Here is a 24,015-nt window from a genome sequence, read left to right as displayed (position 1 = left end):
TGGCCCCGGGGCGCCCTTCCTAGACGGCACAAAAGTAAGCGGGGAGGGGTGACAGGGGTGGAGCGGGCATGGTATAATAGACATATAGCGAGTGCTGCAGCGGCATCACTTGCCTGTGTGACGCTATGGCAGAAAAGGGCCGTGATACGGCGCCCCCGAAGAGTAGGAATCCCAGCGCTGTTGCGAGGCCGGCGGCACATCCCGTCCGGCGTTTCTGGAGCTGGTGGAGGAGCCGCAAGGAAATGATGATTTGAAAGTACAATAAGGAGTACCACATGGAAAACCACTTTGAACCCCATTTTACCAATGACCAGCTGCGTTCGATCAGCTCCATCGGCCTGGCACATATGGGCGACGCGGTGTTTGAGGTCCTGGTGCGGGAATGGCTCTGCGCTCACGGCAAGGCTACCGGCAGAGGTCTCCATCAGGCCACAATCCGGCTGGTATGTGCAGAGTCCCAGGCAGAAAAGGCAAAAAGTATTCTGCCGCTGTTGACAGAGGAAGAGGCGGCGGTCTTTAAGCGGGGGCGCAACGCCCAAGTCCATACGGTTCCCAGCCATGCCAGCCGTGCGCAGTATCGTGAGGCTACAGCCTTGGAGGCACTTTTTGGCTGGCTGTATTTGAGTGGACAGCGGGAACGGGTTAACGAACTATTTTCCAGAATGATGGAGGAGCATAACTGATGGCACTGGATGCAATTTGTTTGCAGGCAATCCTGGAAGAACTGCGGCCAAAGCTGCTGGGACTGCGGGTAGACAAGGTTCAGCAGCCTAGCCGGGACCAGCTGATCTTGCTGCTGCGTGGAAATCGTCTGCTGCTCAATGCCGGTGCCAATGCGCCTCGCATTCAACTCACGGAGCTGGTACGGGAGAATCCAGCAGAGCCGCCAATGTTTTGTATGCTGCTGCGCAAACACTTAGTGGGTGGCAAGGTAGCGGAGATCATCCAGCCGGCGCTGGAACGTCTGGTTCGGCTGGAGCTGGATATCACAGACGAATTTGGACGTGTCGGCCGCCGGACGCTGGTGCTGGAGGCGATGGGCCGGCGGTCCAACCTGATTTTGTTAGACGGGGAGGGCCGCATCATCGACTGCCTGCGCCGGGTAGACGCAGATATGTCCGCGCAGAGACAGGTGCTTCCGGGGCTATACTACCAGATGCCTTCTGGAACGGGCCGTCTTCCGATCATTGAGGAAATGGAAGAGAGCTTTTTGGACAAGCTGTCCGCGGCCAATCCAGAGCGGCAGCTGGATGCCTTTTTATTGGACCATTATTTTGGCCTTTCGCCGCTGATGGCTCGTGAGCTTGCTTATCGGGCAACTGGAGAGACGGACAGCAGAATTTTCGCGCTGGGCCCAGATGGCGGGAAGCGCTTTTGGAAGACCGTTTCTGAACTTTTGGATATTATCAAGGAAAAAAACTTTACACCGATTTGCCTAAGAAAAGAAGGCTTGGCGGCGGAATTTGCATGTATTCCGATCCGGCAGTACGGAGCAGCGATGGAGCTTGTGCCATACGAGAGCTTTTCCGCCCTGTTGGATGATTTTTATGCGGTGCGGGAGCAGCAGGAGAGAACTAATCAACGGGGAGCAGATTTGATTCGGACAGTCACCACCGTTCGGGACCGACTGCGGCGAAAGCTGGCTCAGCAGGAGCGAGACTATCTGGAGACGCAGAATCGGGATCATCTGAGAATCTGTGGTGACTTAATCACGGCGAACCTCTATCGGATGGAACGGGGGAAGGGCCAGCTGGTATGTGAGAACTTCTATGATGAGGCGGGCGGAACCATTTCCATCCCCTTGGACCCACTGCTGACGCCTCAGCAAAATGCGGCCAAGTACTACAAACGGTATGCCAAGGCCAAGAGCGCCGAGCATCACCTTCAGGAGCAGATGGAGATTGCCCGCCGGGATATTGCCTATATGGAGAGTGTTCTGGAGGCAATTCAGCATGCAGAGACGGAACAGGATTTTCTGGATATCCGCGCAGAACTGCGGGAGGGAGGCTTCCTGAAAAAGCAGGGGAAAAAGGAGATCAGGCGCGCCGCGAGGCCCCGCCAATTCCGCACCAGCAGCGGCTTTCGGGTGCTGGTGGGCCGCAACAACCGTCAGAATGATCAGCTGACAATGAAAGAGGCAGACTATCGGGATATCTGGCTTCATACGCAGAAAATCCACGGCTCTCATGTTATCCTGCGTACAGCGGGCAGAGAGGTGGATGCTGATACGCTGGTGGAGGCGGCGAAAATTGCGGCGTATTATTCTCAGGCCCGGGAGAGCGGAAATGTTCCCGTGGACTATACGCAGGTGAGATATGTTAAAAAACCGGCCGGGGCTCGCCCTGGTATGGTCACGTATCAGGCCTATCAGACGGTGTACGTCACGCCGGAGGAAGCCCTGATTCAAAGGTTGAAAGAATCATAGGAGTATTCAAAAAAACCATCGGACAACCGGTGGTTTTTTTGCGGAATCTTGACGCTCTTTTGTGCAGGTTGCCTCTTGCAAAGAGTGGAGAAAAGCGTACAATCAAGGTCTCAGAAAAGGAGGAACGGATATGACCTATCGCTTTTTGATGGACTTGGCATTGATTCTGCTAAGTACAAAGCTGCTTGGGATGCTCACGAAGAAGATCCAGATGCCCCAAGTGGTGGGAGCGCTGCTGGCTGGATTAATTCTAGGCCCTGCAATGCTGAATATCCTTTCAGAGACAGAATTTATCACCCAACTCAGTGAGCTGGGAGTCATTGTGCTGATGTTTTCAGCTGGTATGGGAACGAACATTCAGGATTTGAAAAACAGCGGCAAGGTAGGTTTTCTGGTGGCCCTGCTGGGTGTAGTAGTGCCCTTGGTGATGGGAACAGGCCTTGCCTGGATTGCCAACATCACCGGCATGATTCAGAGCAGCGGATTTTTGGAAGATGTGTTTGTGGGAACTGTGCTGACGGCGACTTCTGTCAGCATTACGGTGGAAACGCTCAAGGAAATGGGAAAGCTGGATACGAAGGTGGGCAATACCATTCTGGCGGCGGCGCTGATAGACGATGTACTTGGGCTGATTGCACTGACTGTTGTCAGCAGTTTGGCCGGCGGCCAGGAGAGTATTTTGCTGGTTTTGGCAAAAATTATCCTCTTCTTCGTATTTTCCGGCGTGGTGGGACTTGGAGCCAAGCGGTTTTTCTGCTGGTTCATGGGGCTGGATCATGGACGTGACCGCCGCCGCTATCCGGTATTGGCCTTTGTACTGTGCCTGGTTATGGCCTACTGTGCTGAGGAGTTCTTTGGCGTTGCGGATATAACCGGTGCATATGTGGCGGGGCTGGTGATTTCCTGCACGCCCAAGGCCACTTATATTCAATCTAAATTCGAGCCGCTCAGTTTCCTGCTGCTGACGCCGGTATTTTTTGCCAGTGTCGGTATTCAAGTGGAAATATCAGGCTTGACCGGCAGCTTGGTGCTGTTCTCCGTACTGCTGCTGTTGATCTCTGTGATCTCCAAGATGCTGGGCTGCGGCTTAGGGGCGAAGCTCTGCGGCTTTACCGGCGGTGAGAGCATGCAGGTGGGTGTTGGTATGGTGTGCCGCGGAGAGGTAGCCTTGATTGTTGCCAATCGCGGATTGTCTCTGGGTGTTTTGTCTGCTGCTATGATGACTCCTGTCATTATCACGGTTGTGGGCGGCACCATCCTGACGCCGATTATGCTGAAGCTGGCATTTCGCAAGGAGGGGAAAAGTGCCATTCAGGAGACTGGCCTGGTGGACCACTACGACAAGATGGAACAGTTGGATATTGTCTCTGAAAAGCTTTTACAAGAGGATCAGGAATATATGGAAGAGAGAAAAGATTAAAAGATTTGCACAGGGTCAACAAGGGCCGGCTCATAGAGCCGGCCCTTGTTACATATCAAAGGAATCGGGGCTGTCAAACAGCGCCGTGAGCATGTCCGGTTTCCCGGTCGGAACGGAACAAAAGCGTGATGCACCAAAGACCGGCCAGACCGACCAGGCCGAAGATAATGCGGGACAAAAGGGCCAGCTGTCCGCCGAACAAATAAGCCACTGTGTCAAAACCGAACAGGCCGATGCCACCCCAGTTGAGCGCACCGATAATGACGAGAGCCAATGCAATTTTATCAAGGATCATTGTGAAGCCTCCTTTCTCACTCAGAGTTTCATGGATAGGTTGCCCCAACGCTCCAAAGAGCATGTATGGCAAAATCCGTTTTCTAAAAGCACGGAAAATTTTGAAATCGCATTGAAAGGAGGAACGGGGTATTGTATAATCATATCCAGACAAGCTGCGCTTTGGAAAGTGCGCGAATTTATGAGATAAGGGGAACATCTATGAATATCGTATGCCTGGATATGGAAGGCGTTTTAGTGCCGGAGATTTGGATTGCGTTTGCAGAGGCCAGTGGAATTCCGCAGCTGCGGCGGACGACCCGAGACGAGCCGGACTATGATAAACTGATGCGCTACCGCCTTGAAATTTTAAAAGAGCACGGCTTGGGCCTGCCGGAGATTCAGGCCACCATTGCAAAAATTGATCCGCTGCCGGGAGCCAAGGCATTTTTGGACGAACTGCGGACACTCACACAGGTGATTATTTTAAGCGATACCTTTGAAGAATTTGCAAAGCCCCTGATGGAAAAGCTGGGGTGGCCCACCATTTTCTGCAACTCGCTGGAGGTGGCGGAGAGCGGCGAGATCACGGGGTATCGGATGCGCTGCGAAAAATCCAAATTGACCACGGTCAAGGCTCTGCAGTCCATTGGGTATGAAACCATTGCCAGCGGCGACAGCTTCAACGACCTGGGGATGATTCAGGCCAGCAAAGCGGGTTTCCTTTTTAAAAGCACAGAGGCGATCAAGGCAGACCATCCAGAGCTGCCAGCCTATGAAGAGTTCGGGGATTTGCTGGCGGCCATCAGGGCGGCGCTGTAACACTGTCTGGCTACAGGGACGGAATCTGCCCATGATGCGGTGCTCTAAATAGGACCCGCTCTATATTCTGGAGACTCTGCTGAATTCCTTCCGGGAGAGCGGCCCGCGCTGGAGGGAGTGGGGCAGTGCCGGTCTGCAATGGCCATAACACTCGCGGAATGAGAAAATATGAAAGAAAAGAGGCGATGTAAGATGAATCAATCGTTTGAGAAGTTGGGTTTTTATCCGGCAGATATTCTCCTGCCCAAAGATGTGGATATGACCAAATGGGCGGTTGTGGCTTGTGATCAGTTTACCTCACAGCCGGAGTATTGGCAGGCGGTGGAGGACACGGTGGGGAACGCACCCTCCACGCTGCGGCTGATTCTGCCGGAGGCAAAGCTGAATGATCCGGATGTGGAGCAGTCTATCGCGGATATCAACTCTACCATGGAGCAGTATCTGGAAAGCGGCGTATTCCAGACCTTATCGGATTCTCTTCTCTACATGGAGCGTACGCAATCTGATGGTAAGATCCGCCACGGGTTGATTGGCATGATCGATTTGGAACAGTATGATTTTACCCCTGGCTCCGGCGCCCTGATCCGGGCCACAGAGGGCACGGTGCTCTCCCGAATTCCGCCCCGGGTGCGGGTGCGGGAGCATGCTCCCATCGAGCTGCCTCACGTTATGCTACTGATTGACGATCCGGATCGGACCGTAATCGCCCCCCTCACCGCCGCCAGCGGTGAGATGGAGAAGGTGTATGACTTTGAGCTTCAGCAGGGAGGCGGCCACCTGCGGGGATGGAAGCTGACGGACATCCAGATGGACGGCGTGGCGGCGGCACTGGAAGGCCTTTGTACCGATGCTGAAATGCAGAAGAAATACGGACTGAGCGGTGCTGCGCCGCTGCTTTTTGCCGTTGGGGACGGTAACCACTCCCTTGCCACGGCCAAGCAGTGCTATGAGAATCTGAAGAAGGTTACACCAGAGAGCCAGTGGGGGACTCTGCCGGCCCGCTACGCGCTGGTGGAGGTAGTCAATAACCACGATCACGCCCTGCAATTCGAGCCGATTCACCGGGTGCTTTTCGGTGTTCAACCAGATCAGGTCCTGGAGGCATTCAAGTCCTTCTACCCAGAGGCCTATGAGGGTCGTGGTGAGGGACATGTGATTGCTTATACCTGCGCAGAGCACACCGGTTTCCTCACCGTTCCAAATCCTAAGGTTCAGCTGGCTGTGGGGACCCTTCAAACCTTCCTGGACGCGTATGTTCAGGAATACGGCGGCGAAGTTGACTACATTCACGGCGACGATGTCACCGACGAGTTGGGGGCCAAGGCAGGTAATATCGGCTTCAAGCTGCCGGCCATGGGAAAAGAGCAGCTCTTTAAAACTGTGATGACGGATGGCGTTCTGCCCCGTAAGACTTTCTCTATGGGTCACGCTCAGGATAAGCGGTATTATGTAGAGGCACGGAGAATCAAGTAGGAGACCGGCATTTCCCCGGAGAATTTTTTCTCCGGGGGCTTTTATTTTTTTATTCGATGTGTTAAAATATAACAAAAAGGAGGCGAAGGTACAACCGGAGTCTTGTTGAAGTTCACATTACGGGAGAAAGGAGTACGCCATGCTCGCATTTCTTGTGGATGCCGCTTATTTGGTGGGAGGATTGCTGGGGATTCTTTTGCTGCTACTACCGTTCCTGGGATTGCTGGCCGTGTGCGTGATCTATCTGATGTTTGATATCATCGAGGGCTTCCGGAAAAGACGGGGTCTGCCCTGAAAAGTTGCGTCGGCCGGGACTGCGGAAAACGCAGTCCCGGCTTTCCTTTTTCATTTGAGTATGCTACACTGTTGCTGTGAATGGGGGAACGAATATGGGGACGCAACAGGCTCTGGCCAAAGTGAATCTGGCCCTGGATATTCTAGGTGCCCGCCCGGATGGCTATCATGAGCTGCGAATGGTCATGCAGACAGTCTCGCTCCATGATACTGTGAGTGTTCAGGAGACGGAGGGAGACTTTACACTCCATGTGGACGGGGAGTCTTTTCGGCCCGGAGAAACCTCTATGGAGGAGCGGGCGGCGGAGGCATTTTTCCGGGCGGTGGGCCGTTCCATGCCAGGCATTTCAGTCACACTGAAAAAACGGATTCCCGCCTATGCGGGGCTTGGCGGCGGCAGCGCGGATGTGGCAGCAGTGCTTCGAAGTCTGCGGCAGCAATACTGTCCGGACATGCCAGAGGCGGAGTTGGAGCGAATTGGACTTACTGTGGGAAGCGACGTCCCTTTCTGCATTCGGGGCGGTACCGCCTTGGCAGCGGGGCGAGGGGAGCGACTGACGGATCTGCCGCCGTTGCCACCATGCTGGCTGGTCCTCTGCAAGCCGTCCTTTGGGATTCCCACGCCGGAACTGTTTGCCTTGGCGGATACGAGACAATACCTGCGGCGCCCTGATATTGAAGGGATGCATCTTGCCTTGCGGCAGGGATATTTGGAGGGGATTGCGGCAAAACTCTGCAATGTGTTTGAAGAGTTGCTTCCGCCGCAATATAAGGAGGTATTTGTCATCAAGGAACGGCTTCTAACGCTGGGGGCGTTGAATGCCTCTATGAGCGGGTCTGGTCCCACAGTCTTTGGAATTTTCCGCAGCCAGGAGACGGCGGAGAGAGCGGCACAGGCATTGGAGCGGGAGTATACAAAGACTTATCTAGCGGAGCCGGTGGGGAAATTTCAGGTATAAAAGAGGGGTCAACCATGTGGTTTTTCTTTGCGCTGCTGTCGGCGGTTTTTGCCGCAGCCACATCTATTTTGGCTAAGGTCGGTATGAACGGCGTTAATTCCAACCTGGCTACGGCCCTGCGGACCGTGGTGGTGCTGGCCATGGCATGGGTCATGGTGTTTTTGACAGACGCCCAGGGGGGCATTGGCTCCATCAGCAGAAGAAGCTGGCTCTTTTTAATCCTGTCGGGCCTTGCCACCGGAGCCTCCTGGCTTTGTTATTTCCGGGCGCTGCAAATGGCAGAGGTCTCTAAAGTGATGCCTGTGGATAAGCTCAGCGTAGTGATTACGCTGCTCATGGCAGTGGTGTTTTTGCAGGAAAAGCTCACGGCAAGGTCCCTGACTGGCGCACTGCTGATCACAGTAGGAACTGTGCTTATGGCCCTATAAGCAAAGCCACGGGAGTGGAAATATAGAGACCTGCCCGCAAAAAACGGTATAAAAGGCTGATTTTCTGTCCATGATTACCAAAAGCCCGGCAACGGGCATACATGGGAAAGGACAGAGAACATATGAAAACTACAGTAAAACGGAAACTGAAAGTTTGGGAAATCGCTCTGTTGGTGGGGCTGGCCATATTTTTGATCTCCGGCGCGCTGGCCCTGCAGACGCAGGAGCAGTTGTCGGATAAGGTGGTGCGGCTCCATGTTCTGGCCAATTCGGATTCCGAGGAGGACCAAGCGCTGAAGCTGCTGGTTCGAGATGCGATCCTAGAGCGGGCAGAGGACTTGTTATCCAAGTCCGGGGACCGGGAAGAGGCGGAAGGACTTTTGCGGGGACGACTGTTGGAGTTTGAACAGGTCGCGGCGGCGGTAATTGCGCAGGCCGGGTACGACTATCCGGTGCGCGTGGAATTGGAGGACACGCAATTTCCCACCAAGGAGTACGACGGTTTTACACTGCCGGCTGGAGAATACTTGGCGCTGCGGGTTTTGATCGGTGAAGCGAAGGGCCAGAATTGGTGGTGTGTGGTATTCCCGCCGCTTTGTACAACGGCCAGCGTGGAAGTGCCTGCCTCTGCGCTGGAGGCGGGGCTCTCTGAAGAGGAAGTTCGCCTGATCACAGAGGAAAATACCGGGTATGTGCTGAAATTCAAGGCCGTGGAGTGGTGGCAGCAGGCGAAACAGATGTGGAGTGAGTGGACATGAGATGGGCAGAGCCGGTACTGGCTGTGCGGGACTTGCGCAGGTCTCTGGAATTCTATGAGAGAGTCCTGGGGCTGGAAGTGGTCCGGGATTTTGGCAGCCACGCAGCCTTGACAGGTGGACTTGCTTTACAGAGCTTGGAAAGCTGGGCAGAACTTCTGGATAAAACTCCCGAGGACCTTTGGCCAGGCGGTTTTGGCGGCGAGGTCTACTATGAGGCGGAGAATTTTGACGACTTCTTGACCGAACTCTCCCGGCATCCCGAGACAGAGTTGGTTCACCCGGTGAGGGAGCATCGCTGGGGCCAGCGGGTGGCGCGGCTGTACGACCCGGACCGCCATATCATTGAGGTGGGCGAGTCTATGGCTCAGGTGGCCCGCCGTTTTTTTGACAGCGGACTCAATACGGAAGGTGTGGCCCGCCGGATGGAAATCCCACTGGAGATGGTCCGGACGCTGCTGAAACAGGAATAAAACTCCTCTCCGGTTATCTCCGGAGGGGAGTTTTTTCTCAGAAGCGGCGGGTATAGGACTCAATATCAAATTCCATCAGGCGCGTGTCGCGTTTTAAATACAGCGGATGATGGGGATGTCCAGATTTCAATGGCGGTCCGGCGGTGTACCAGACTGCGCCCGCCGCCATACCGTCCTCCAGGAAATCCCGCACGCAGTCCATCAGATAGCTGCGCTTTTCAATAATGCTGCCCCAGGCGGCCCAGACAGCTGGTTGACCAGAGAGGGAGAGCAGGTATTGAAAAGCCTTTCGGTTTTCCCTATGGAGCTGCCGGTTGCACACTGGCTCCATGTCATCGGGACGGGTAGCCCGCTGGGCATAGACATTGAACATCAAAAAACTATCATAGCCGTTGGCCAGGGCAATGCGCTGTACGGACTGCAGTGTGGGGTCCAAGGCATCCGGCGCGGCGGTGGAGGGATTGAGGCCTACACAGATCAAGGGGGCTGCCCCACGGGTACCCAGGATGTACCGGTAGTCGGAATAGGTACTAGGGACGTACAGCCAGCGGCTCACATCATATTCCGGCGAGGGCCGCAGTGCGGCCTCCAGCGCCGGCGTAAAGAGCTCCAGGGGCAAGGCGTCGGTGGTGGTCTGGGGAATGTGCATAGCAGGGCCTCCATGTTTCGGCATTTTTTTCAGGATAGCACAGCGGCGAAAAAAAGGCAACAGGGCTGTTGCCGTGGAAAAAAGTATGATACAATACCGGCAGGGATTACATATCCTCATCAAGAGGCACGAACAGGTACTTTGAAGCTGCTGCGCAGTAGCGGCAAAGCAGCCATTGTATATGGACTTTACCAATCCATGCTTTGTACCTGTGATACCATGCACAGCAGTAGACCGCGATCGCTGCGGACAAACTGCAGGTGGAAGAGAAAGCGCCGGCGGTGGAAAGAGAGTTCACACCGCTGCTTTGCTTTATAGAAAAATCATCACCGAAAGGAGGCTCCGCCGCATGCTGACGATTTTGATGGGCCGGGCCAGAACGGGAAAATCAGATACGGTGCTCCGGCGGATTGCTGGATCTAAAGATCAGCAAATCCTGCTGGTGCCGGAGCATGCCTCCCATCAGGCGGAGCTGGACCTTTGCCGCTCCTGCGGCCCGACGGCCAGCCGCCATGCCGAGGTACTGAGTTTCCGGCGGCTGGGGGATCGCGTGGCTCAGATCACAGGCGGCGCCGCTCAGGTGACACTGGACGCAGGCGGTAAACTATTGAACCTGCAAAAAGCGCTGTTGGATGTTGTAACCGGCCTGACCGTATATCGTCGGCCCTCCCAGAAATCCGCCTTCTTGCAGCAGTTGCTGGATCTCTTTGATGAGCTGAGGTGTTATGAGGTCTCGCCGGAGGCCCTTTACAAAACCGCACAGAAGCTGGCTGCTCGGGACAAGCTGACGGACCTCAGCCTGATTTACGGTGCCTATGAGATGCGGCTGTATCGCCCCGGTTTTGATGCCCGGGACCGGATGAGCAAGCTGTGCGACCAATTGGAATCTTCCGGCTATGCAAAGGGGAAGGACCTCTATCTCGATGGCTTTACATATTTCACGGCTCAGGAGCGGCGGGTCATTGAAATCCTGATGCGGCAGGCTCGCTCTGTCACTGTGACACTGCTGGGAGAGCCGGAGAGCCGGGAAGAAATCTTTCAGGCATCCTGGAAGACAGTAGGACAGCTGCGCCGTCTGGCGGAGCGCGCCGGCTGCCCTGTAGAGCTGGAAACGCTGAGCAGGGAGGGGGCCTCCCCACTGGACCATCTGGAGCAATATTGTTTTGGAGAAACGGTTCCTTTTGACGGGAACAGTGAGGCCATCCGGCTGCGGGAGGCGGACAACGCCTTTTCCGAGGTGGAGCAGACGGCGGCGGACATCCTGCGGCTGGTGGCAGCGGGAAAATGCCGGTTCCGGGACATCACAGTTGCCGCCAGGAACATGGAGGACTATGAGGGGATCATCGAGGCCGTCTTTGAGCGCTACGGAATTCCTGCCTACCTCAGCCGCCGCAGCGATATCCTGGAAAAGCCGGTGCTCAGTCTGCTGACAGGGGTCCTGGCATCCATCACCAATGGCTATGAGTACGACGACATGTTCCGCTGGCTGAAAACCGGCCTCGCAGGACTGACGGTGGAGGAGTGCGACCGGTTGGAAAACTATGTGCTGAAGTGGGAGATCCACGGGCAGATGTGGCTGCGGGATATCGACTGGACGGAGAACCCGGATGGCTATGGCGCGCCTTGGGACGAGCGGAGGCAGGCGGAGCTTCATGAGGTCAACGCGCTGCGACGCCGGGTCCGGGAGCCACTTTCACGTTTGGCGGAGGGCCTGCGGACCCAGGAGAGCGCTGGGGGAAAGATCGACGCGCTTTATGGCTTCATGGAGGAGCTGGGGCTCCAGGCGGCTTTGGATGCCCAGATGCGTGCTCAGGCCGCAGGCGGGCGGCTCCAAGATGCGGAGGAGACGGCCCAGCTCTGGGAGATACTGTGCGGTGTGCTGGACCAGTTTGTAGAGATTTTGGGCGGGGAGTCTATGGGGCTGGAGGAATTTGTGAGGCTCTTCTCTCAGGTCCTGACTCAGTACAGCGTGGGAACCATCCCGGTATCTTTGGATCAGGTGTCCGTCAGCGGGATTGCGCGCAACGACCGCCACACGGCCAAGTACCTCTTCCTGTTGGGGGCGAACGATCATGTCCTTCCCAGCGTGAGTCAGGGCGGCGGCATCCTGAACGAGGACGACCGGGAGGAGCTGGCGCAGCTGGGGGTCCGGCTGGCACCCTCCGGCGTGGAGCAGCTGGGGATTGAGCTTCAGAATCTCTACGCGGCTCTGGCCCAGCCCACGGCGGGACTGACGGTGAGCTATCCGCTGACAGATGTCTCCGGCGCGGAGCTGTGGCCTGCTTTTGTGGTGGACCGTCTGAGAGAACTGTTTCCCACCCTGCGGGTAGAGCAGGAAGATGGTGAAAAGGGGTATCGCTTAACAGCAAAACTTCCGGCACTGGAGGCGGCGGGACAGGTTCCCGAGGGGAAGCTCTGGAGCTATTTTGCTCAGCGCCCTGCTTTTGCAAAGCGCCTGCGCGCCATGGAGCGGGCAGCGCGGCTGAAGCGGGGAAGTCTCTCCCGGCAGGCGGTCCGGCTCTTGTATGGAGATCGAATTTCCATGACCGCTTCCCGGCTGGAACGGCTGCGCTCTTGTCACTTTGCCTATTTCATGGAGTACGGCCTGCGGGCGAAGCCCCGGGAGCCGGCGTCCTTTGACGCGCCGCAGATTGGCACGTTTCTGCACTTTCTCCTGGAACATGTCACCCGGGATGTGCTGACACTAGGCGGCTTTTCCCAGGTGGGAGAGGAGGAGCTCCATGCCTTGGTCCGAACCTATATCGACCGATATGTGGAGGAGGAGCTCCACAACTTCCAGTCGCGGAACGCCCGCTTCCGCTATCTCTTTGCCCGCCTGCGCAATATGGCCTACGCGGTGGTGGACCAGGTGGCGGAGGAGCTGCGGCACTCGGATTTTGTGCCGCTGGCCTTTGAGCTCTCTTTCGGAGAAAATGGAGCCCTGCCATCCGTGGTAATTTCCGAGCCAGATGGAGTGCTGCGGGTCGGCGGTAAGGTGGACCGGGTGGACGGCTGGATTCGGGATGGGAAGCTGTACCTGCGGGTGGTGGACTATAAGTCCGGCAAGAAGGCATTTGACCTCGCGGCGGTGAAAATGGGGCTGGACATTCAGATGCTGCTCTACCTGTTTGCCCTGCAAAAAGAAGGAACGTCCTATTTTGGCCGGGAGGTTGAGCCGGCAGGTGTGTTGTATCTTCCGGCGCGGGACGAGATTTTGTCCACGGAGCGGAACATCCCGCCGGAGAAGCTCCAGCTAGAGCGAGAGAAACAACTGCGGCGCTCTGGGCTGCTGCTGGCGGAACCTGCGGTGCTACAGGCCATGGAGCATGAATCGCTGACAGAGCCCCATTACCTCCCCCTGCGGGTAGGGCGGGACGGACAGCTCTCCGGCAGTATTGCCTCGGCGGCGCAGCTTGGGAAACTGGGGCGGTATGTGGACAGGCTTCTCCACCAGATTGCGGAGGAAATCCGTCAGGGAAACATTGACGCAGATCCCTGCTGCCACAGCGAGGAGGACAGCTTCTGCCAGTACTGCGACTGGGCAGCCGCCTGTCATTTCCAGGACGGGCGGGACAGTGACCGCCTGCGCTATATTCTGCCTGTGAAGGCCGAAGAGTTCTGGCAAACCCTGGAGGAGGACCTATGACGAAACTGACATTGACTCCCCAGCAGCGGGAAGTGGTACAAAACCGGGGCGGAAGCCTCCTGGTGTCTGCCGCCGCAGGCTCCGGCAAGACGAAGGTCCTAGTGGAGAGGCTGTTCCTCTACGTAACGGAGGAGCACTATAACATTGATGATTTCCTGATGATTACCTATACGAAGGCGGCTGCGGCGGAGCTGAGGGGCAAAATCGCCTCGGAGCTTTCCAAGCGGCTGGCGGAGGCGCCGGGGGACCCGCATTTGAAACGGCAGCTTTTGCGGGTCTATCAGGCGGACATCAAGACGGTAGACGCATTCTGCACGGCGCTTTTGAGAGAAAACACCTACCTTCTGGCCAGGGAGGGAGACCATCACGCTCTGACACCGGACTTTCGGGTGCTGGATGAGAGCGAGGCCAGACTGGTGCGCCAGCGGGTTTTGAACCGGACGCTGGAGCGCTTTTATGACGAGCTGAACCCGGGGCGGGAGCAGCTGGCGGACACCCTTGGCGCCGGCCGGGATGACAGCCGCCTTGCAGAGCTGGTGCTGGAGCTGTATGAAAAGCTCCAAAGCCACGCCTCTCCGGAGGGCTGGCTGGAGGAAAACCAAACGGCCTGGAGGCACCTGGATGTGCCTTTTGATAAGACACCCTACGCCCGGGAGCTGCTGGCCATGGTGCGGCGGAAAGCCGGATACTGGGCGAACACATTACAAAAGGGAGCTACGCGTGCTGCGGCAGACGCGGCACTCATGGCTGGATATGGGGAGAAATTCCTGATATCAGCACAGAGCTTTTTGAATTTGGCAAATTCCTTAAACTGGGAAGCTGCCCGCCAAGCGGCAGAGCAGATGGAATTTCCACGGCTGTCCACGCCCAAAGGCCGCAAGGATGACCCGTTGGTGACGACATTGAAGCGGATTTGGGAGCTTTGCAAGACGGAGTGGAAGAAGTTGGACGCGCTCCTTGGCGTCAGCGGAGAGGAGGCTATGGAGGACTTGCGGGCCATGGCGCCGGCTATGCTCGCGCTCATCGAGCTGACGGCGGAGTTTGCCGGGGCCTACCGAGCAGAAAAGCTGCGGCTGAACGCTGCTGATTTCTCAGATCAGGAGCATCTGGCGCTGCGGCTGCTGGTAAGTGAGGACGGCAGAGCCACGGAGCTGGGGCAAACAGTGGCGGCGCGGTACCGGGAGATTTTAGTAGATGAGTACCAGGACACCAACGAAGTACAAAACGCCATCTTCCAGGCAGTGTCCCGGGATGGCCAGAATATCTTTACCGTGGGTGATGTCAAACAGAGCATCTACCGCTTCCGGCTGGCGGACCCCACCATTTTCCTGGAAAAATATAACCGGTTTCCTTCCTGGGAGAACGCAAAGGATGGGGAGGAGCGGAAAATCCTGCTCTCCAAAAATTTTCGCTCCCGGCGAGAGATTCTGGATGCAGCGAACTTCATCTTCTCCAACATTCTCTCTGTGGAGATGGGGGAGATGGACTATGGGGAGGACGAGGCGCTGCACTTTGGTGCGGAGTATTATCCAGAGCGCCGGGACTGCTCCACGGAGTTCCACCTGATCACTGCTTGGCAGAAGTCTGCAGAGGACGACCAGCCGGTGAAGCGGCTGGCAGCGGAGGCCCGTTTTGTGGCAGAGCGTATCCGCCAGCTGCTGGATGAGGGATATCCGGTGACGGATGGAGATGGGACGCTGCGTCCCTGCCGGCCAGAGGACATTGTGATTTTGATGCGCTCTCCAGGCAGCCGGAGCGCAGCCTTTGCCGGGGCGCTGGCGGAGCGGGAGATCCCCTGCTCCTTTGAGGAGAGCGGTGATTTCTTTCACACCATGGAAATTTCTGTGCTGTTGGCTCTGCTGGCGGTGGTGGATAACCCCCGGCAGGACGTGCCTTTGATCTCTGTGCTCCGCTCCCCGGTGTTTGGCTTCACACCGGACCGGCTGGCGGAGATTCGGGGAAAGGTGCCGATGGGCGATTTCTACGACGCGGTGGCGGCAGACAGCGGTACAGACTGCAAGGAATTTTTATGCGCTCTGGAGGAGCTACGGCAGGCGGCACGGGATATGAGCGTGCACCGGTTGGTATGGCACATCTACAATACCTTCGACCTCCTGGGCATTTTCGGCGCGATGGACGGCGGCGCGGAGCGGCGGGAGAATCTGATTGCATTTAGCCGCCATGCGGAGAGATTTGAAAGCGGGGGTTACAGAGGAGTCTTTGCCTTTGTCAGCCAGCTGCGGCGGCTGCTGGAGGCGGGAGAAGCCCCCATCACCCAAGCCGCGGCGGCGGTCAACGGTGTACGGCTCATGAGCATCCACAAGTCTAAGGGCTTGGAATTTCCCATTGTAATACTGGCGGACCTGGATCATGCCTTCTCCCGGCAGGACTTTGACGCGGCGGTACTGGTGCATCCTGCCATGGGGCTGGGACCCCGCTGTACAGACTTGAAGAGGAAGATTCGCTATCCCACTTTGGCGCGCCTTGCCATTGAGGAACGGCTGCGGCGGGAGAACCTGGCGGAGGAACAGCGAATTTTGTACGTGGCCATGACCCGCCCCAAGGAGAAGCTGATCCTGGTGGACTCCCTGTACTTTGCAGAAAAGCGTTTGCAGCGCCTGGCATCTCTGGCTGCGTGTCCTGCGGCGCCGGAGGCGGTGGCGTCAGGCAGGACGTTTGGCGAGTGGATTTTGCTGCCGCTTTTGTGCCGGCCGGAGGCCGAGGCTTTGCGGGCACTGGCGGGGACAGAGGTTGAGGAATTTTATCATGGCCCCAGTCCCTGGCAGGTGTTTGTACATGATGGCAATTCCTATCGGGAGCCTCCCTGCCGGCATGGCATGGAGGAGCGCGGTGCAGAGAAGGAAGCCAGCTTTGACCCTGCGCTTCTGGATTTTGTCTATCCGTATAGCCGGGAAACGCAGTTGCCGGCGAAGCTCACAGCCACACAGCTGAAAGGCCGTCTGCTGGACGAGGAGATCGCGGAGAATGCGCGGCATGTTCCTTACCTCCGGCCCCTGACCCAGCCCAGCTTCCGTCAGGCGCACCAGGGGTTGACACCGGCGGAGCGGGGAACTGCCGCTCACCTGGCGCTGCAGTATTTGGATTTTTCAGATCCTGACGCAGCGGGGCAGGTGGCCGATCTGAGGGAGCGGGGACTGCTGACAGACGCCCAGGCAGAGGCAGTGGAGGTCTCGGCCCTGGAGCGGTTTTTAACTTCCCCATTGGCAGAGGAGATTCGCCGCAGTCCGCATGTACTGCGGGAATACCAGTTTACACTCTTGATGGATGCGCGGGAGTACGACCCGGCAGCATCCGCGGGGGACTCCATCCTGCTGCAAGGTGTGGTGGACTGCTGCTTTGAGACAGCGGAAGGCTTGACGGTAGTAGACTTTAAAACAGACCGGATTCATTCAGAGGAGGAACTTCATCTGCGGTCGGAGCACTACCGCCCGCAGCTAAGCGCGTACAGCCGTGCCCTTGAGCAGGTACTGGAACGACCGGTCAATCGGCGAGTGCTGTACTTCCTGGATATGGGAGAGACTGTGGAGGTATGAGATATGGCGGAGATCATCTGCACAATGGAAGAGCGGTTTCCTGCCCCTGTGGAGACGGTCTGGAATCTGGTGACGGACCTGGACCACTGGCAGTGGCGCAGCGACCTGAAGGGGCTGACAATCACCGGGCCGGACACTTTTACGGAGCATGGAAGGGATGGCTTTTCTACCCGCTTCACAATCACCTGCCGCAAGGCCAACGCCTTGTGGGAGTTTACACTGGAAAATGAGAACCTGACGGGAACCTGGCGCGGAGAATTCCGGGCGGTGGAGGACGGGACGCGGGTGACGTTCACCGAACGGATTCAGCCAAGGAAGTGGTGGATGCGGCTGTTTGCCCGTCGGTATTTGCAAAGTCAGCAGCGCCGCTATTTTGAGGATCTGCAGCGGACACTGGTGAACCGGGCGCCTTAGAGAAAAAATTTGAGAATAGGCTTGCATTTTCAAAAAGACTGTGGTATTCTAATGATCGCCCTTGTAAGGTGAAAGCTTTGCAGAGGTAGTTCTGGAGAGAAAGAGGTGAACGAGAGCAATGAAGGAAGGAATCCATCCCAATTATCAGCAGACTACCATTACATGCGCCTGCGGTAATGTGATTGAGACAGGTTCTACCAAGAGTGATATCAAGGTGGAAGTCTGCTCGAAGTGTCACCCCTTCTTCACGGGTAAGCAGAAGCTGGTGGACACCGGCGGACGCGTGGCCAAGTTCAACAAGAAGTTCGGCCTGAAGTAAGTTCAGAAGAATCCATGAAACAGCAGCGTGATGCATCACGCTGCTGTTTTTTTTGCGCAGACTGCGTTCGCATCCAGGAGCAGCGCTCTTATGGGCGCTGCTTTGCCTTCAATGCGGTGAGCATTTTTCGTAAGTAGGAAATCATTTTTCGGGTGGCTGGGGACCCGGTTTTCAAAGAGGGAATTTCAATACCAATGGTGATATGCTGGGGCGGTTCCAGCGGGGTCATAACCACTTGGTTGAGACGGCCCAGGGTGATCCCCTCGTTCATGATGCTGATGCCAAGCCCACATTCAATCATGGCCAGAGCGGAAAAGTTTTCGATAGTGGAAAATTCAATTTTGGGCTTGATATGGTTTTTTTCAAGTAGATGCACCACATCGTACCCGCCTCCGTTATTCCCAGGCATAATGAATGGCTCCTCGGCAATTTTTTCGATGGGGAAAGACGAGCAGCCTGCCATTGGGTGGCTAAGGGGCAGCACCGCCAGCATAGGGTCCTGGTAAAGAGGAAACCAATCGTAGGACTTGTCAGCACTGCCGCTGTACAGGCAAAAGTCCACCTCGCGGTTTTCCAGCCAGGTATCCAGTTCCTGATGGATTCCCTCCCGCAGGCAGATAGAAATCTGGGGAAAGTCCTGGTGAAATTGCTGAAGCACTCTGGGGAGTCGATTGATGGCGACACTGGAATACGCGCCAATAGTCACAGACCCGACAGAAAGCCCCTTTAATTCCGCTGCGTCAAGCTGTAAGAGCTTCTCTGCCCGGATCAGCTCGTGGAATCTGGGGAGCAGGACCTGGCAGGCCCCGGTGGGCCGGATTCCGGAACGCCCCCGGAGTAAAAGCGGAAAGCCCATTTCCCGTTCCACCGCCTCGGCCATCTGCCGGATGCCGGATGGCGTATAGCCCAGCTCTTCCGCTGCGGCGGAAAAGCTTCCAAGCTCAATGGCGCGCAGCAGAGCATGGTATTTTTGTGTATCCATCTGCCGTCCTCCTTGGTACGGGCTGGCATGCCAAAGAGATGGAAGCGGCCCGTTTGCTGTTATAATTTGTAACAATGTATAAAAGAATCCTGATATTTACTTCTGCGTTGTTAAAGTTTAACATGATATCAAAGCGAAAGGGAACAAAAATTGAATAATTTAGGAAAAAGTTTTCCCCGGAACATGTTGCGCCCATCCCTCTTGTTTTCATATGCAAACGGACGGCAAATCAAAACAGGTTTCATAGAAAACAGATTGTCCACATAAATTTGCAGTAGCCGGAGCATCAGAGACGGCGGGAATGGGACAGTACCAGCAGCGAAAGGTGATCCAATGGGAAGACGCTCTCTGAACATCGGATGTTGTTGGAAACCGGAGTAAAGTGACCCAATGAAAGAAAAGAGGTTGATGAACATGGCTCTTTTACTGGACCCGCTGTTTTCTCCCAAGAGCGTGGCTGTGATTGGCGCCTCTGCCAATCAGGATCGGACCGGATATAAATTTACCCATGAGCTCCTTATGCGCTTTCCCGGAAAGGTGTTCCCCATCAATCCGAAAGGCGGCGAGGTGGACGGACGCCCCATGTACAAGAGCATGGCGGAAGCTGGCGAGCCTGCGGACTTGGCGCTGATTCTGGTGAACAAGAAGGCGGCACTGGCCGCGGTGACGGACTGTGCCGCGCATGGTGTGAAGGTGGGCGTGATGTATACCGCCGGCTTTGGCGAGATGGGCGAGGAAGGCGCCCGCATCCAACAGGAGATGGTCCGAGTGGCCAACGAGCACGGGATGCGCCTTGTGGGGCCCAACTGCATGGGGGTGTTCAGCCACCCGGCGGGCCTGAACCTCACTGGGGAGGAGATTCCCGGCGGCGACATTGCCCTGATCAGCCAGAGTGGAAACATCGGCTTTAGCCTCTGGTACGATGCGGCCAACTATTTACATACCGGCTTCAGCCGTTTCGTGGGCTTTGGAAACCAGGCGGACATCGCCGTTCATGAGTACATTGACTACTGCGCGGACGATCCCATGAGTAAGGTCATTGTCATCTATCTGGAGGGGCTGCGGCCCGGCAGCGGCCTGGACTTTATTCGCTCCGCCTCCGCCGCGGCGAAAAAGAAGCCGGTGGTCATCCTCAAGGGCGGCCGTTCCACTGCCGGAAAGCGGGCGGCCAGCTCTCACACCGGCTCCCTGGCGGGCAACGAGGCGCTTTACAGCGCGGCGTTTGAAAAGGCGGGTATCGTGGAGGTCAAGCGGCTGGATGAGCTGATGCCGGTCGCCCAAACGCTGATGCTCTGCCCGCCGCTGAAAAGCGGGAACATCATCGTCGGCGGCACCGGCGGCGGACACATGATCGTCAGCACCGACGCGGCAGAGCGGGAGGGCTTTTGTATGCCGCCCTTCTCCCCGGAGGCTGAGGAGAAAAAAGAGGCGCTGCTCTATGACTTTGCGCCCAAGGGCAATCCCTTTGAACAGGCGGGAACCTTTATCGACAATCTGGACGTGTGGGCGCAGCTGGGCGAGGTGATGCTGGAAGAACCGCAGATGGACGGCTGGTTCACCTTCGGCAACATCGGCGGCTATCTCCCTGACCTGGTAACAAACGGTGTGGACTGGGAGGCTGGCATGCGCCACCTGGTGGAGGTGAAGAACCGCTTTGGAAAGCCGGTGGTGGCCTTTTCCCTGTGTGCCAGAAGCGACTATCCCTGTGAGAGAGTGCTGCGGGAGGGCGGCATTCCGGTGTTTGACTCTCCGGACATCGCCATGCGGGCCATGCGGGCGCTGCGGGAGGTTCAGGTCTACCGGGACCGGAACCTGGAAATCGGGGAGCGGGTGATCCGCACGGGAGCGGAGCCCGCGTGCTTTGCGGAGGCGCGGACCCGGGAGAGCCGAAACCTCACCGAGCCGGAGGCTTACGGGCTGATGGAGAGCTACGGCATTCCCACGGCGCCCTACACCCTGGCAAAAAGCGCGGAGGAGGCCGCCTCCGCAGCAGAGAAACTGGGCTATCCAGTGGTGATGAAGGTGGTCTCGCCTCAGATCATCCACAAGTCCGATTACGGCGCTGTGAGAGTGGGACTCCAGAATGCCGCTGCGGCCCGGGAGGCCTATGACGCCATTCTCGCAAGCTGCCGGGAGAAGGCCCCTGGCGCTGAGGTCCACGGCGTATTGGTGACGAGAATGGTTTCCGGCCAAGAGATCATCGCGGGCCTAGTCCATGACCGGCAGTTTGGCCCCACGCTAATGGTGGGCCTGGGCGGTGTATTTGTAGAGATTTTGAAGGATGTAAACTTCTGCATCCTGCCTGGAACCCGGAAGGAGCTGCGGGGCAAAATCGAGAGTTTGAAGGGATATCCGCTGCTCAATGGCGCCCGTGGGCGGGAGAAGGCGGATGTAGATGCGCTGGTGGAGCTCCTCTACAACCTAGGGCGTCTGGCAGTGGAAAATCCGGAGATTCAGGAGATGGACATCAACCCGATCTTTGTGTCCGCAGAGGGAGCTGTGGCTGCGGACGCCCGCATCATTGTGGACGGCAGAGGATCTTGCCGCGGCGTCGGGCCGCAGTGAAAATAAAAATCTGGAGGTATGTGAACATGAGTGAACCGACTGTTCAAACCGCAAGCGAGCCTGTCATTTTGACAGAGAAAAAGGGCTATATCGGCTACATCATTCTTAACCGCCCCAAAAAGCTTAACGCCATCAACTGGCAGGTCTACCGGGAGATGATCCCCGCGATTGAGAAGATGGAAACCGATGACGACGTCAAGGTTGTGGTTCTGAAGGGCGCTGGACGGTGCTTCTCCGCCGGCTTCGACCTCTCTGAGCCAAGCTTCGACGACCATGAGGAGAACCGCCGGATGTACGAGCGGGTGGCCCACCGGGCCAGGTGGAAGCTGTGGAGCCTGCCCAAGCCCACGATCGCGCAGATTCACAAATTCTGTCTGGGCGGCGCCCATGAGACGATGATGGCCTGTGATATGGCAATTTGCTCTGATGATACCACCTTCGGTATTCCAGAGATCAAGTTCGGTCAAGGCTCCTGCTTCCCGATCCTGCCCTACTCCATGACGCTGCGCAAAGCTCGGGAGCTGATCCTCACCGGCGAGAACTATGATGCCAAGACCGCTTTGGAATACGGTGTGGTCAACTACAGTGTGCCCATGGAGGAACTGGACGCTAAGGTGATGGAGCTGGCAAAGAAGCTGGCCCTGGTGCCAACGCCCGCCTTGAAGCTGCAAAAACGCTGCATCAACCGGGCTGTGGAGAATATGGGCTTTGGTTATCAGGTGGAGCAGTGGCTGGACATTCTGTGCTTGGGAATTCTGTGGAAGAATGAAGAGGTGGATAACTTCTATAAAAAGGTTGCCGAGGTGGGCATGAAGGAGGCCACTGTCTGGCATGAACAGCAGCTGGACGCCAAGCTGCAAGCGGACCTGGAAAAAGCGTAACCAGAGAAGAGCCGTGGACGGGCGGCCGGCTGCGGCGGGGTCGCGGACGGCTGCCCGTCCACGGAACTTTTTCAAAAAGATCATATATATAAAGAGGGGATACAACAATCGGAAAGGTGGTACATGATGAAAAAACTAGGTTCTTTTCTACTCATCCTGGCACTGACGGCCGGAACGCTGGCCGGATGCGGAGGTTCTGGCGGAAACAGCTCAGACGCCGCGGAAAAGGACACATTGACGGTGGTCATTAACTCTGATCCAGGCACGCTGGACCCTCATGACAACGTCAACTTCGCACCTCACCAGGTAAAGCGTCAGATATACGAAACGCTGGTGGTCCGCAATGACGAGGGGGAGCTGGTGCCCTGGCTGGCGGAGAGCTGGGAATATGAGGATGACGAAACGCTGGTCTTTCAAATTCGCCAGGGAGTGAAATTTCACAACGGCGAGGAACTCAAGGCAAGCGATGTGCTCTTTTCCTTAAAGCGCGCTTTGGACGACAACACCACCGGTGCAATTCAAGTCAACCGCATCGATTTTAACAGATGTGAGGTAATGGGAGATTATACTGTTAAGATTGTAACAGATGGACCGTATGCCATGCAGCTGGCCATGCTGGAAAACCCCTTGATCTCTATGATCAGTGAGAAGGCATACACCGAGTCCGGCGGCGACTTTTTCGAGGCTCCCATCGGCACCGGGCCCTACAAGCTGGTGTCCTATGCTGCTGGCGACAGCGTGGTGCTGGAGGCCAATGAGGAGTACTGGAGAGAGGGCGAGCCCCACATTCCAAACCTGATCTTCCGTGTCATCACGGACGCCTCCAGCCGGGCCATCGAGGCGGAATCCGGCGGCGCCGACATTGTCTATGATATCAGCGCCAACGATGTAGAGCGCGTGGCCGCCAACCCCGGCGTCAATCTGGTATCCATGGCGGGCTACAACACCTCCTATCTGCTTTTCAACCAAAATCGGGAGCCTCTCTCTGATATCCGCGTTCGGGAGGCGATTTTCCTGGCACTGGACGTCCCCACAGCCATTGAAGTGGCCTACGGCTCTTTTGGCGAGCTGGGCAGCGGCATCGTCTCTCCGGGTGTGGAGGGCCGTCATCCCGATCTGACCCCTTATTTCCCGACACGGGACCTGGAGCGGGCGAAGCAGCTGCTGGAGGAGGCTGGATATGGCGGCGGGCTGACTCTGGAGATCATTTGTGAAAACTCCAATCAGCAGCGTATGGATTTCTGCGAGGCGGCGCAGGCCCAGCTGGCGGAGGTTGGCATCACGTTGGTTCCGAAGTTCCTAGATGCAAATGACTGGGCCGCCACAACCATCAACGGCGGTACGGATATTGCCATATACGGCACGACCGCCAGCACCGGCGAGGCCGGTCGAATTTTGATGCGCTATGCGCCGGGCATCGCTGAATACGGCGCTGTAAACTGGACCGGCCCAGAGGCCGAGGCCTATGCGGAGCTTTTGAACACGGCTTTAGTCACCATTGATGCCGACGCGCGCAACACCATGTATCACACTTGCCAGGAACTGCTGATGGAGAACTTCGTCTGCTACCCCATCTGGCACAAGGAAATCAACGCGGCGCTGCAGTTGGATGTGCAGGGATTCCATCTGATGCCAACCTATGAAAATCATTACCTACAGTACGTCTATTTTGGATAAGATGCA

Annotated in this window: 20 protein-coding genes; 17 read left to right on the top strand and 3 right to left on the bottom strand. The window is 56.7% G+C overall.

Going from position 1 to position 24,015, the window contains the following annotated elements; translation table 11 throughout:
- Window positions 1-275: 275 nt before the first annotated feature.
- From KJS55_RS16765 to KJS55_RS16755, 3 genes are all read left to right on the top strand, one after another.
- Window positions 276-683 carry a Mini-ribonuclease 3 gene (locus tag KJS55_RS16765; RefSeq protein ID WP_187031023.1) on the top strand — a complete coding sequence of 136 codons (408 nt, stop codon included), beginning with the start codon at window positions 276-278 and terminating at the stop codon, window positions 681-683.
- Window positions 683-2,425 carry an Rqc2 family fibronectin-binding protein gene (locus KJS55_RS16760; RefSeq protein WP_213543904.1) on the top strand — a complete coding sequence of 581 codons (1,743 nt, stop codon included), beginning with the start codon at window positions 683-685 and terminating at the stop codon, window positions 2,423-2,425. Before KJS55_RS16765 ends, KJS55_RS16760 begins: the two co-directional genes overlap by 1 nt.
- Before the next feature lie 130 nt (window positions 2,426-2,555).
- Window positions 2,556-3,845 (top strand): cation:proton antiporter, encoded by a 1,290-nt coding sequence (locus KJS55_RS16755; protein WP_213543903.1) that lies wholly within the window; start codon window positions 2,556-2,558, stop codon window positions 3,843-3,845.
- A gap of 73 nt (window positions 3,846-3,918) precedes the next feature.
- Here the strand turns inward: KJS55_RS16755 and KJS55_RS16750 are convergent, their stop codons facing one another.
- Complete coding sequence (locus tag KJS55_RS16750) at window positions 3,919-4,140, bottom strand: DUF378 domain-containing protein (protein ID WP_187031016.1); 222 nt, start codon at window positions 4,138-4,140, stop codon at window positions 3,919-3,921.
- Between the two features lie 200 nt (window positions 4,141-4,340).
- Between KJS55_RS16750 and thrH the strand changes: the two genes are divergently transcribed.
- From thrH to KJS55_RS16715, 7 genes are all read left to right on the top strand, one after another.
- Entirely contained in the window at window positions 4,341-4,940 is a 600-nt protein-coding gene (gene thrH, locus KJS55_RS16745) for a bifunctional phosphoserine phosphatase/homoserine phosphotransferase ThrH (protein WP_187031014.1), read from the top strand.
- Window positions 4,941-5,132: 192 nt separating this feature from the next.
- On the top strand, window positions 5,133-6,413 hold the full coding sequence (locus KJS55_RS16740; RefSeq protein ID WP_187031012.1) for a DUF1015 domain-containing protein: 1,281 nt from the start codon (window positions 5,133-5,135) through the stop codon (window positions 6,411-6,413).
- 139 nt (window positions 6,414-6,552) lie between these two features.
- Window positions 6,553-6,708 carry a hypothetical protein gene (locus KJS55_RS16735; RefSeq protein WP_187031010.1) on the top strand — a complete coding sequence of 52 codons (156 nt, stop codon included), beginning with the start codon at window positions 6,553-6,555 and terminating at the stop codon, window positions 6,706-6,708.
- A 94-nt stretch (window positions 6,709-6,802) separates the two neighbouring features.
- A complete protein-coding gene (gene ispE / locus KJS55_RS16730; RefSeq protein ID WP_187031008.1) occupies window positions 6,803-7,666 on the top strand; it encodes a 4-(cytidine 5'-diphospho)-2-C-methyl-D-erythritol kinase in 864 nt (287 codons plus the stop codon).
- Window positions 7,667-7,680: 14 nt separating this feature from the next.
- Window positions 7,681-8,094 (top strand): EamA family transporter, encoded by a 414-nt coding sequence (locus KJS55_RS16725; protein ID WP_187031006.1) that lies wholly within the window; start codon window positions 7,681-7,683, stop codon window positions 8,092-8,094.
- A gap of 122 nt (window positions 8,095-8,216) precedes the next feature.
- Entirely contained in the window at window positions 8,217-8,852 is a 636-nt protein-coding gene (gene spoIIR / locus KJS55_RS16720) for a stage II sporulation protein R (protein ID WP_187031004.1), read from the top strand.
- Window positions 8,849-9,322 (top strand): VOC family protein, encoded by a 474-nt coding sequence (locus tag KJS55_RS16715; protein WP_187031002.1) that lies wholly within the window; start codon window positions 8,849-8,851, stop codon window positions 9,320-9,322. The genes spoIIR and KJS55_RS16715 overlap by 4 nt, the downstream gene beginning before the upstream one ends.
- 37 nt (window positions 9,323-9,359) lie before the next feature.
- Here KJS55_RS16715 and KJS55_RS16710 read toward each other — a convergent pair whose 3' ends face one another.
- Complete coding sequence (locus tag KJS55_RS16710; protein ID WP_187031000.1) at window positions 9,360-9,971, bottom strand: DUF1643 domain-containing protein; 612 nt, start codon at window positions 9,969-9,971, stop codon at window positions 9,360-9,362.
- A gap of 349 nt (window positions 9,972-10,320) precedes the next feature.
- Here KJS55_RS16710 and KJS55_RS16705 point away from each other — a divergent pair, with 349 nt between their 5' ends.
- From KJS55_RS16705 to rpmE, 4 genes are all read left to right on the top strand, one after another.
- Window positions 10,321-13,617 carry a PD-(D/E)XK nuclease family protein gene (locus tag KJS55_RS16705; RefSeq protein WP_213543902.1) on the top strand — a complete coding sequence of 1,099 codons (3,297 nt, stop codon included), beginning with the start codon at window positions 10,321-10,323 and terminating at the stop codon, window positions 13,615-13,617.
- Window positions 13,614-17,171, top strand: a complete 3,558-nt coding sequence (addA, locus tag KJS55_RS16700; protein WP_213543901.1) for a helicase-exonuclease AddAB subunit AddA — start codon at window positions 13,614-13,616, stop codon at window positions 17,169-17,171. The genes KJS55_RS16705 and addA overlap by 4 nt, the downstream gene beginning before the upstream one ends.
- A gap of 3 nt (window positions 17,172-17,174) precedes the next feature.
- On the top strand, window positions 17,175-17,585 hold the full coding sequence (locus tag KJS55_RS16695; RefSeq protein ID WP_228300604.1) for an SRPBCC family protein: 411 nt from the start codon (window positions 17,175-17,177) through the stop codon (window positions 17,583-17,585).
- 118 nt (window positions 17,586-17,703) lie between these two features.
- Window positions 17,704-17,904 carry a 50S ribosomal protein L31 gene (gene rpmE, locus KJS55_RS16690; protein WP_187030994.1) on the top strand — a complete coding sequence of 67 codons (201 nt, stop codon included), beginning with the start codon at window positions 17,704-17,706 and terminating at the stop codon, window positions 17,902-17,904.
- Window positions 17,905-17,992: 88 nt separating this feature from the next.
- Here the strand turns inward: rpmE and KJS55_RS16685 are convergent, their stop codons facing one another.
- Complete coding sequence (locus KJS55_RS16685) at window positions 17,993-18,886, bottom strand: LysR family transcriptional regulator (RefSeq protein ID WP_187030991.1); 894 nt, start codon at window positions 18,884-18,886, stop codon at window positions 17,993-17,995.
- Window positions 18,887-19,300: 414 nt separating this feature from the next.
- Between KJS55_RS16685 and KJS55_RS16680 the strand changes: the two genes are divergently transcribed.
- The 3 genes from KJS55_RS16680 (at window position 19,301) to KJS55_RS16670 (ending at window position 24,009) form a co-directional block, all read left to right on the top strand.
- Window positions 19,301-21,451, top strand: coding sequence for an acetate--CoA ligase family protein (locus KJS55_RS16680; protein WP_187030989.1), 2,151 nt, complete (start codon window positions 19,301-19,303; stop codon window positions 21,449-21,451).
- 26 nt (window positions 21,452-21,477) lie between these two features.
- A complete protein-coding gene (locus KJS55_RS16675) occupies window positions 21,478-22,332 on the top strand; it encodes an enoyl-CoA hydratase/isomerase family protein (RefSeq protein ID WP_187030987.1) in 855 nt (284 codons plus the stop codon).
- A gap of 123 nt (window positions 22,333-22,455) precedes the next feature.
- Window positions 22,456-24,009 (top strand): ABC transporter substrate-binding protein, encoded by a 1,554-nt coding sequence (locus tag KJS55_RS16670; RefSeq protein ID WP_213543900.1) that lies wholly within the window; start codon window positions 22,456-22,458, stop codon window positions 24,007-24,009.
- Window positions 24,010-24,015 lie beyond the last annotated feature (6 nt).

Source organism: Pusillibacter faecalis, from assembly GCF_018408705.1.
GTDB lineage: Bacteria > Bacillota > Clostridia > Oscillospirales > Oscillospiraceae > Oscillibacter > Oscillibacter faecalis.
Note: the sequence above shows the minus strand (reverse complement) of the source record. Positions and strands in the feature narration are given on the sequence as shown.

What these genes read in the sequence shown, in the direction of transcription:
- KJS55_RS16765 (WP_187031023.1), top strand. Translation starts at nt 276, where the DNA reads ATGGAAAACCACTTTGAACCCCATTTTACCAATGACCAGCTGCGTTCG.
- KJS55_RS16760 (WP_213543904.1), top strand. Translation starts at nt 683, where the DNA reads ATGGCACTGGATGCAATTTGTTTGCAGGCAATCCTGGAAGAACTGCGG.
- KJS55_RS16755 (WP_213543903.1), top strand. Translation starts at nt 2,556, where the DNA reads ATGACCTATCGCTTTTTGATGGACTTGGCATTGATTCTGCTAAGTACA.
- KJS55_RS16750 (WP_187031016.1), bottom strand. Translation starts at nt 4,140, where the DNA reads ATGATCCTTGATAAAATTGCATTGGCTCTCGTCATTATCGGTGCGCTC.
- thrH (WP_187031014.1), top strand. Translation starts at nt 4,341, where the DNA reads ATGAATATCGTATGCCTGGATATGGAAGGCGTTTTAGTGCCGGAGATT.
- KJS55_RS16740 (WP_187031012.1), top strand. Translation starts at nt 5,133, where the DNA reads ATGAATCAATCGTTTGAGAAGTTGGGTTTTTATCCGGCAGATATTCTC.
- KJS55_RS16735 (WP_187031010.1), top strand. Translation starts at nt 6,553, where the DNA reads ATGCTCGCATTTCTTGTGGATGCCGCTTATTTGGTGGGAGGATTGCTG.
- ispE (WP_187031008.1), top strand. Translation starts at nt 6,803, where the DNA reads ATGGGGACGCAACAGGCTCTGGCCAAAGTGAATCTGGCCCTGGATATT.
- KJS55_RS16725 (WP_187031006.1), top strand. Translation starts at nt 7,681, where the DNA reads ATGTGGTTTTTCTTTGCGCTGCTGTCGGCGGTTTTTGCCGCAGCCACA.
- spoIIR (WP_187031004.1), top strand. Translation starts at nt 8,217, where the DNA reads ATGAAAACTACAGTAAAACGGAAACTGAAAGTTTGGGAAATCGCTCTG.
- KJS55_RS16715 (WP_187031002.1), top strand. Translation starts at nt 8,849, where the DNA reads ATGAGATGGGCAGAGCCGGTACTGGCTGTGCGGGACTTGCGCAGGTCT.
- KJS55_RS16710 (WP_187031000.1), bottom strand. Translation starts at nt 9,971, where the DNA reads ATGCACATTCCCCAGACCACCACCGACGCCTTGCCCCTGGAGCTCTTT.
- KJS55_RS16705 (WP_213543902.1), top strand. Translation starts at nt 10,321, where the DNA reads ATGCTGACGATTTTGATGGGCCGGGCCAGAACGGGAAAATCAGATACG.
- addA (WP_213543901.1), top strand. Translation starts at nt 13,614, where the DNA reads ATGACGAAACTGACATTGACTCCCCAGCAGCGGGAAGTGGTACAAAAC.
- KJS55_RS16695 (WP_228300604.1), top strand. Translation starts at nt 17,175, where the DNA reads ATGGCGGAGATCATCTGCACAATGGAAGAGCGGTTTCCTGCCCCTGTG.
- rpmE (WP_187030994.1), top strand. Translation starts at nt 17,704, where the DNA reads ATGAAGGAAGGAATCCATCCCAATTATCAGCAGACTACCATTACATGC.
- KJS55_RS16685 (WP_187030991.1), bottom strand. Translation starts at nt 18,886, where the DNA reads ATGGATACACAAAAATACCATGCTCTGCTGCGCGCCATTGAGCTTGGA.
- KJS55_RS16680 (WP_187030989.1), top strand. Translation starts at nt 19,301, where the DNA reads ATGGCTCTTTTACTGGACCCGCTGTTTTCTCCCAAGAGCGTGGCTGTG.
- KJS55_RS16675 (WP_187030987.1), top strand. Translation starts at nt 21,478, where the DNA reads ATGAGTGAACCGACTGTTCAAACCGCAAGCGAGCCTGTCATTTTGACA.
- KJS55_RS16670 (WP_213543900.1), top strand. Translation starts at nt 22,456, where the DNA reads ATGATGAAAAAACTAGGTTCTTTTCTACTCATCCTGGCACTGACGGCC.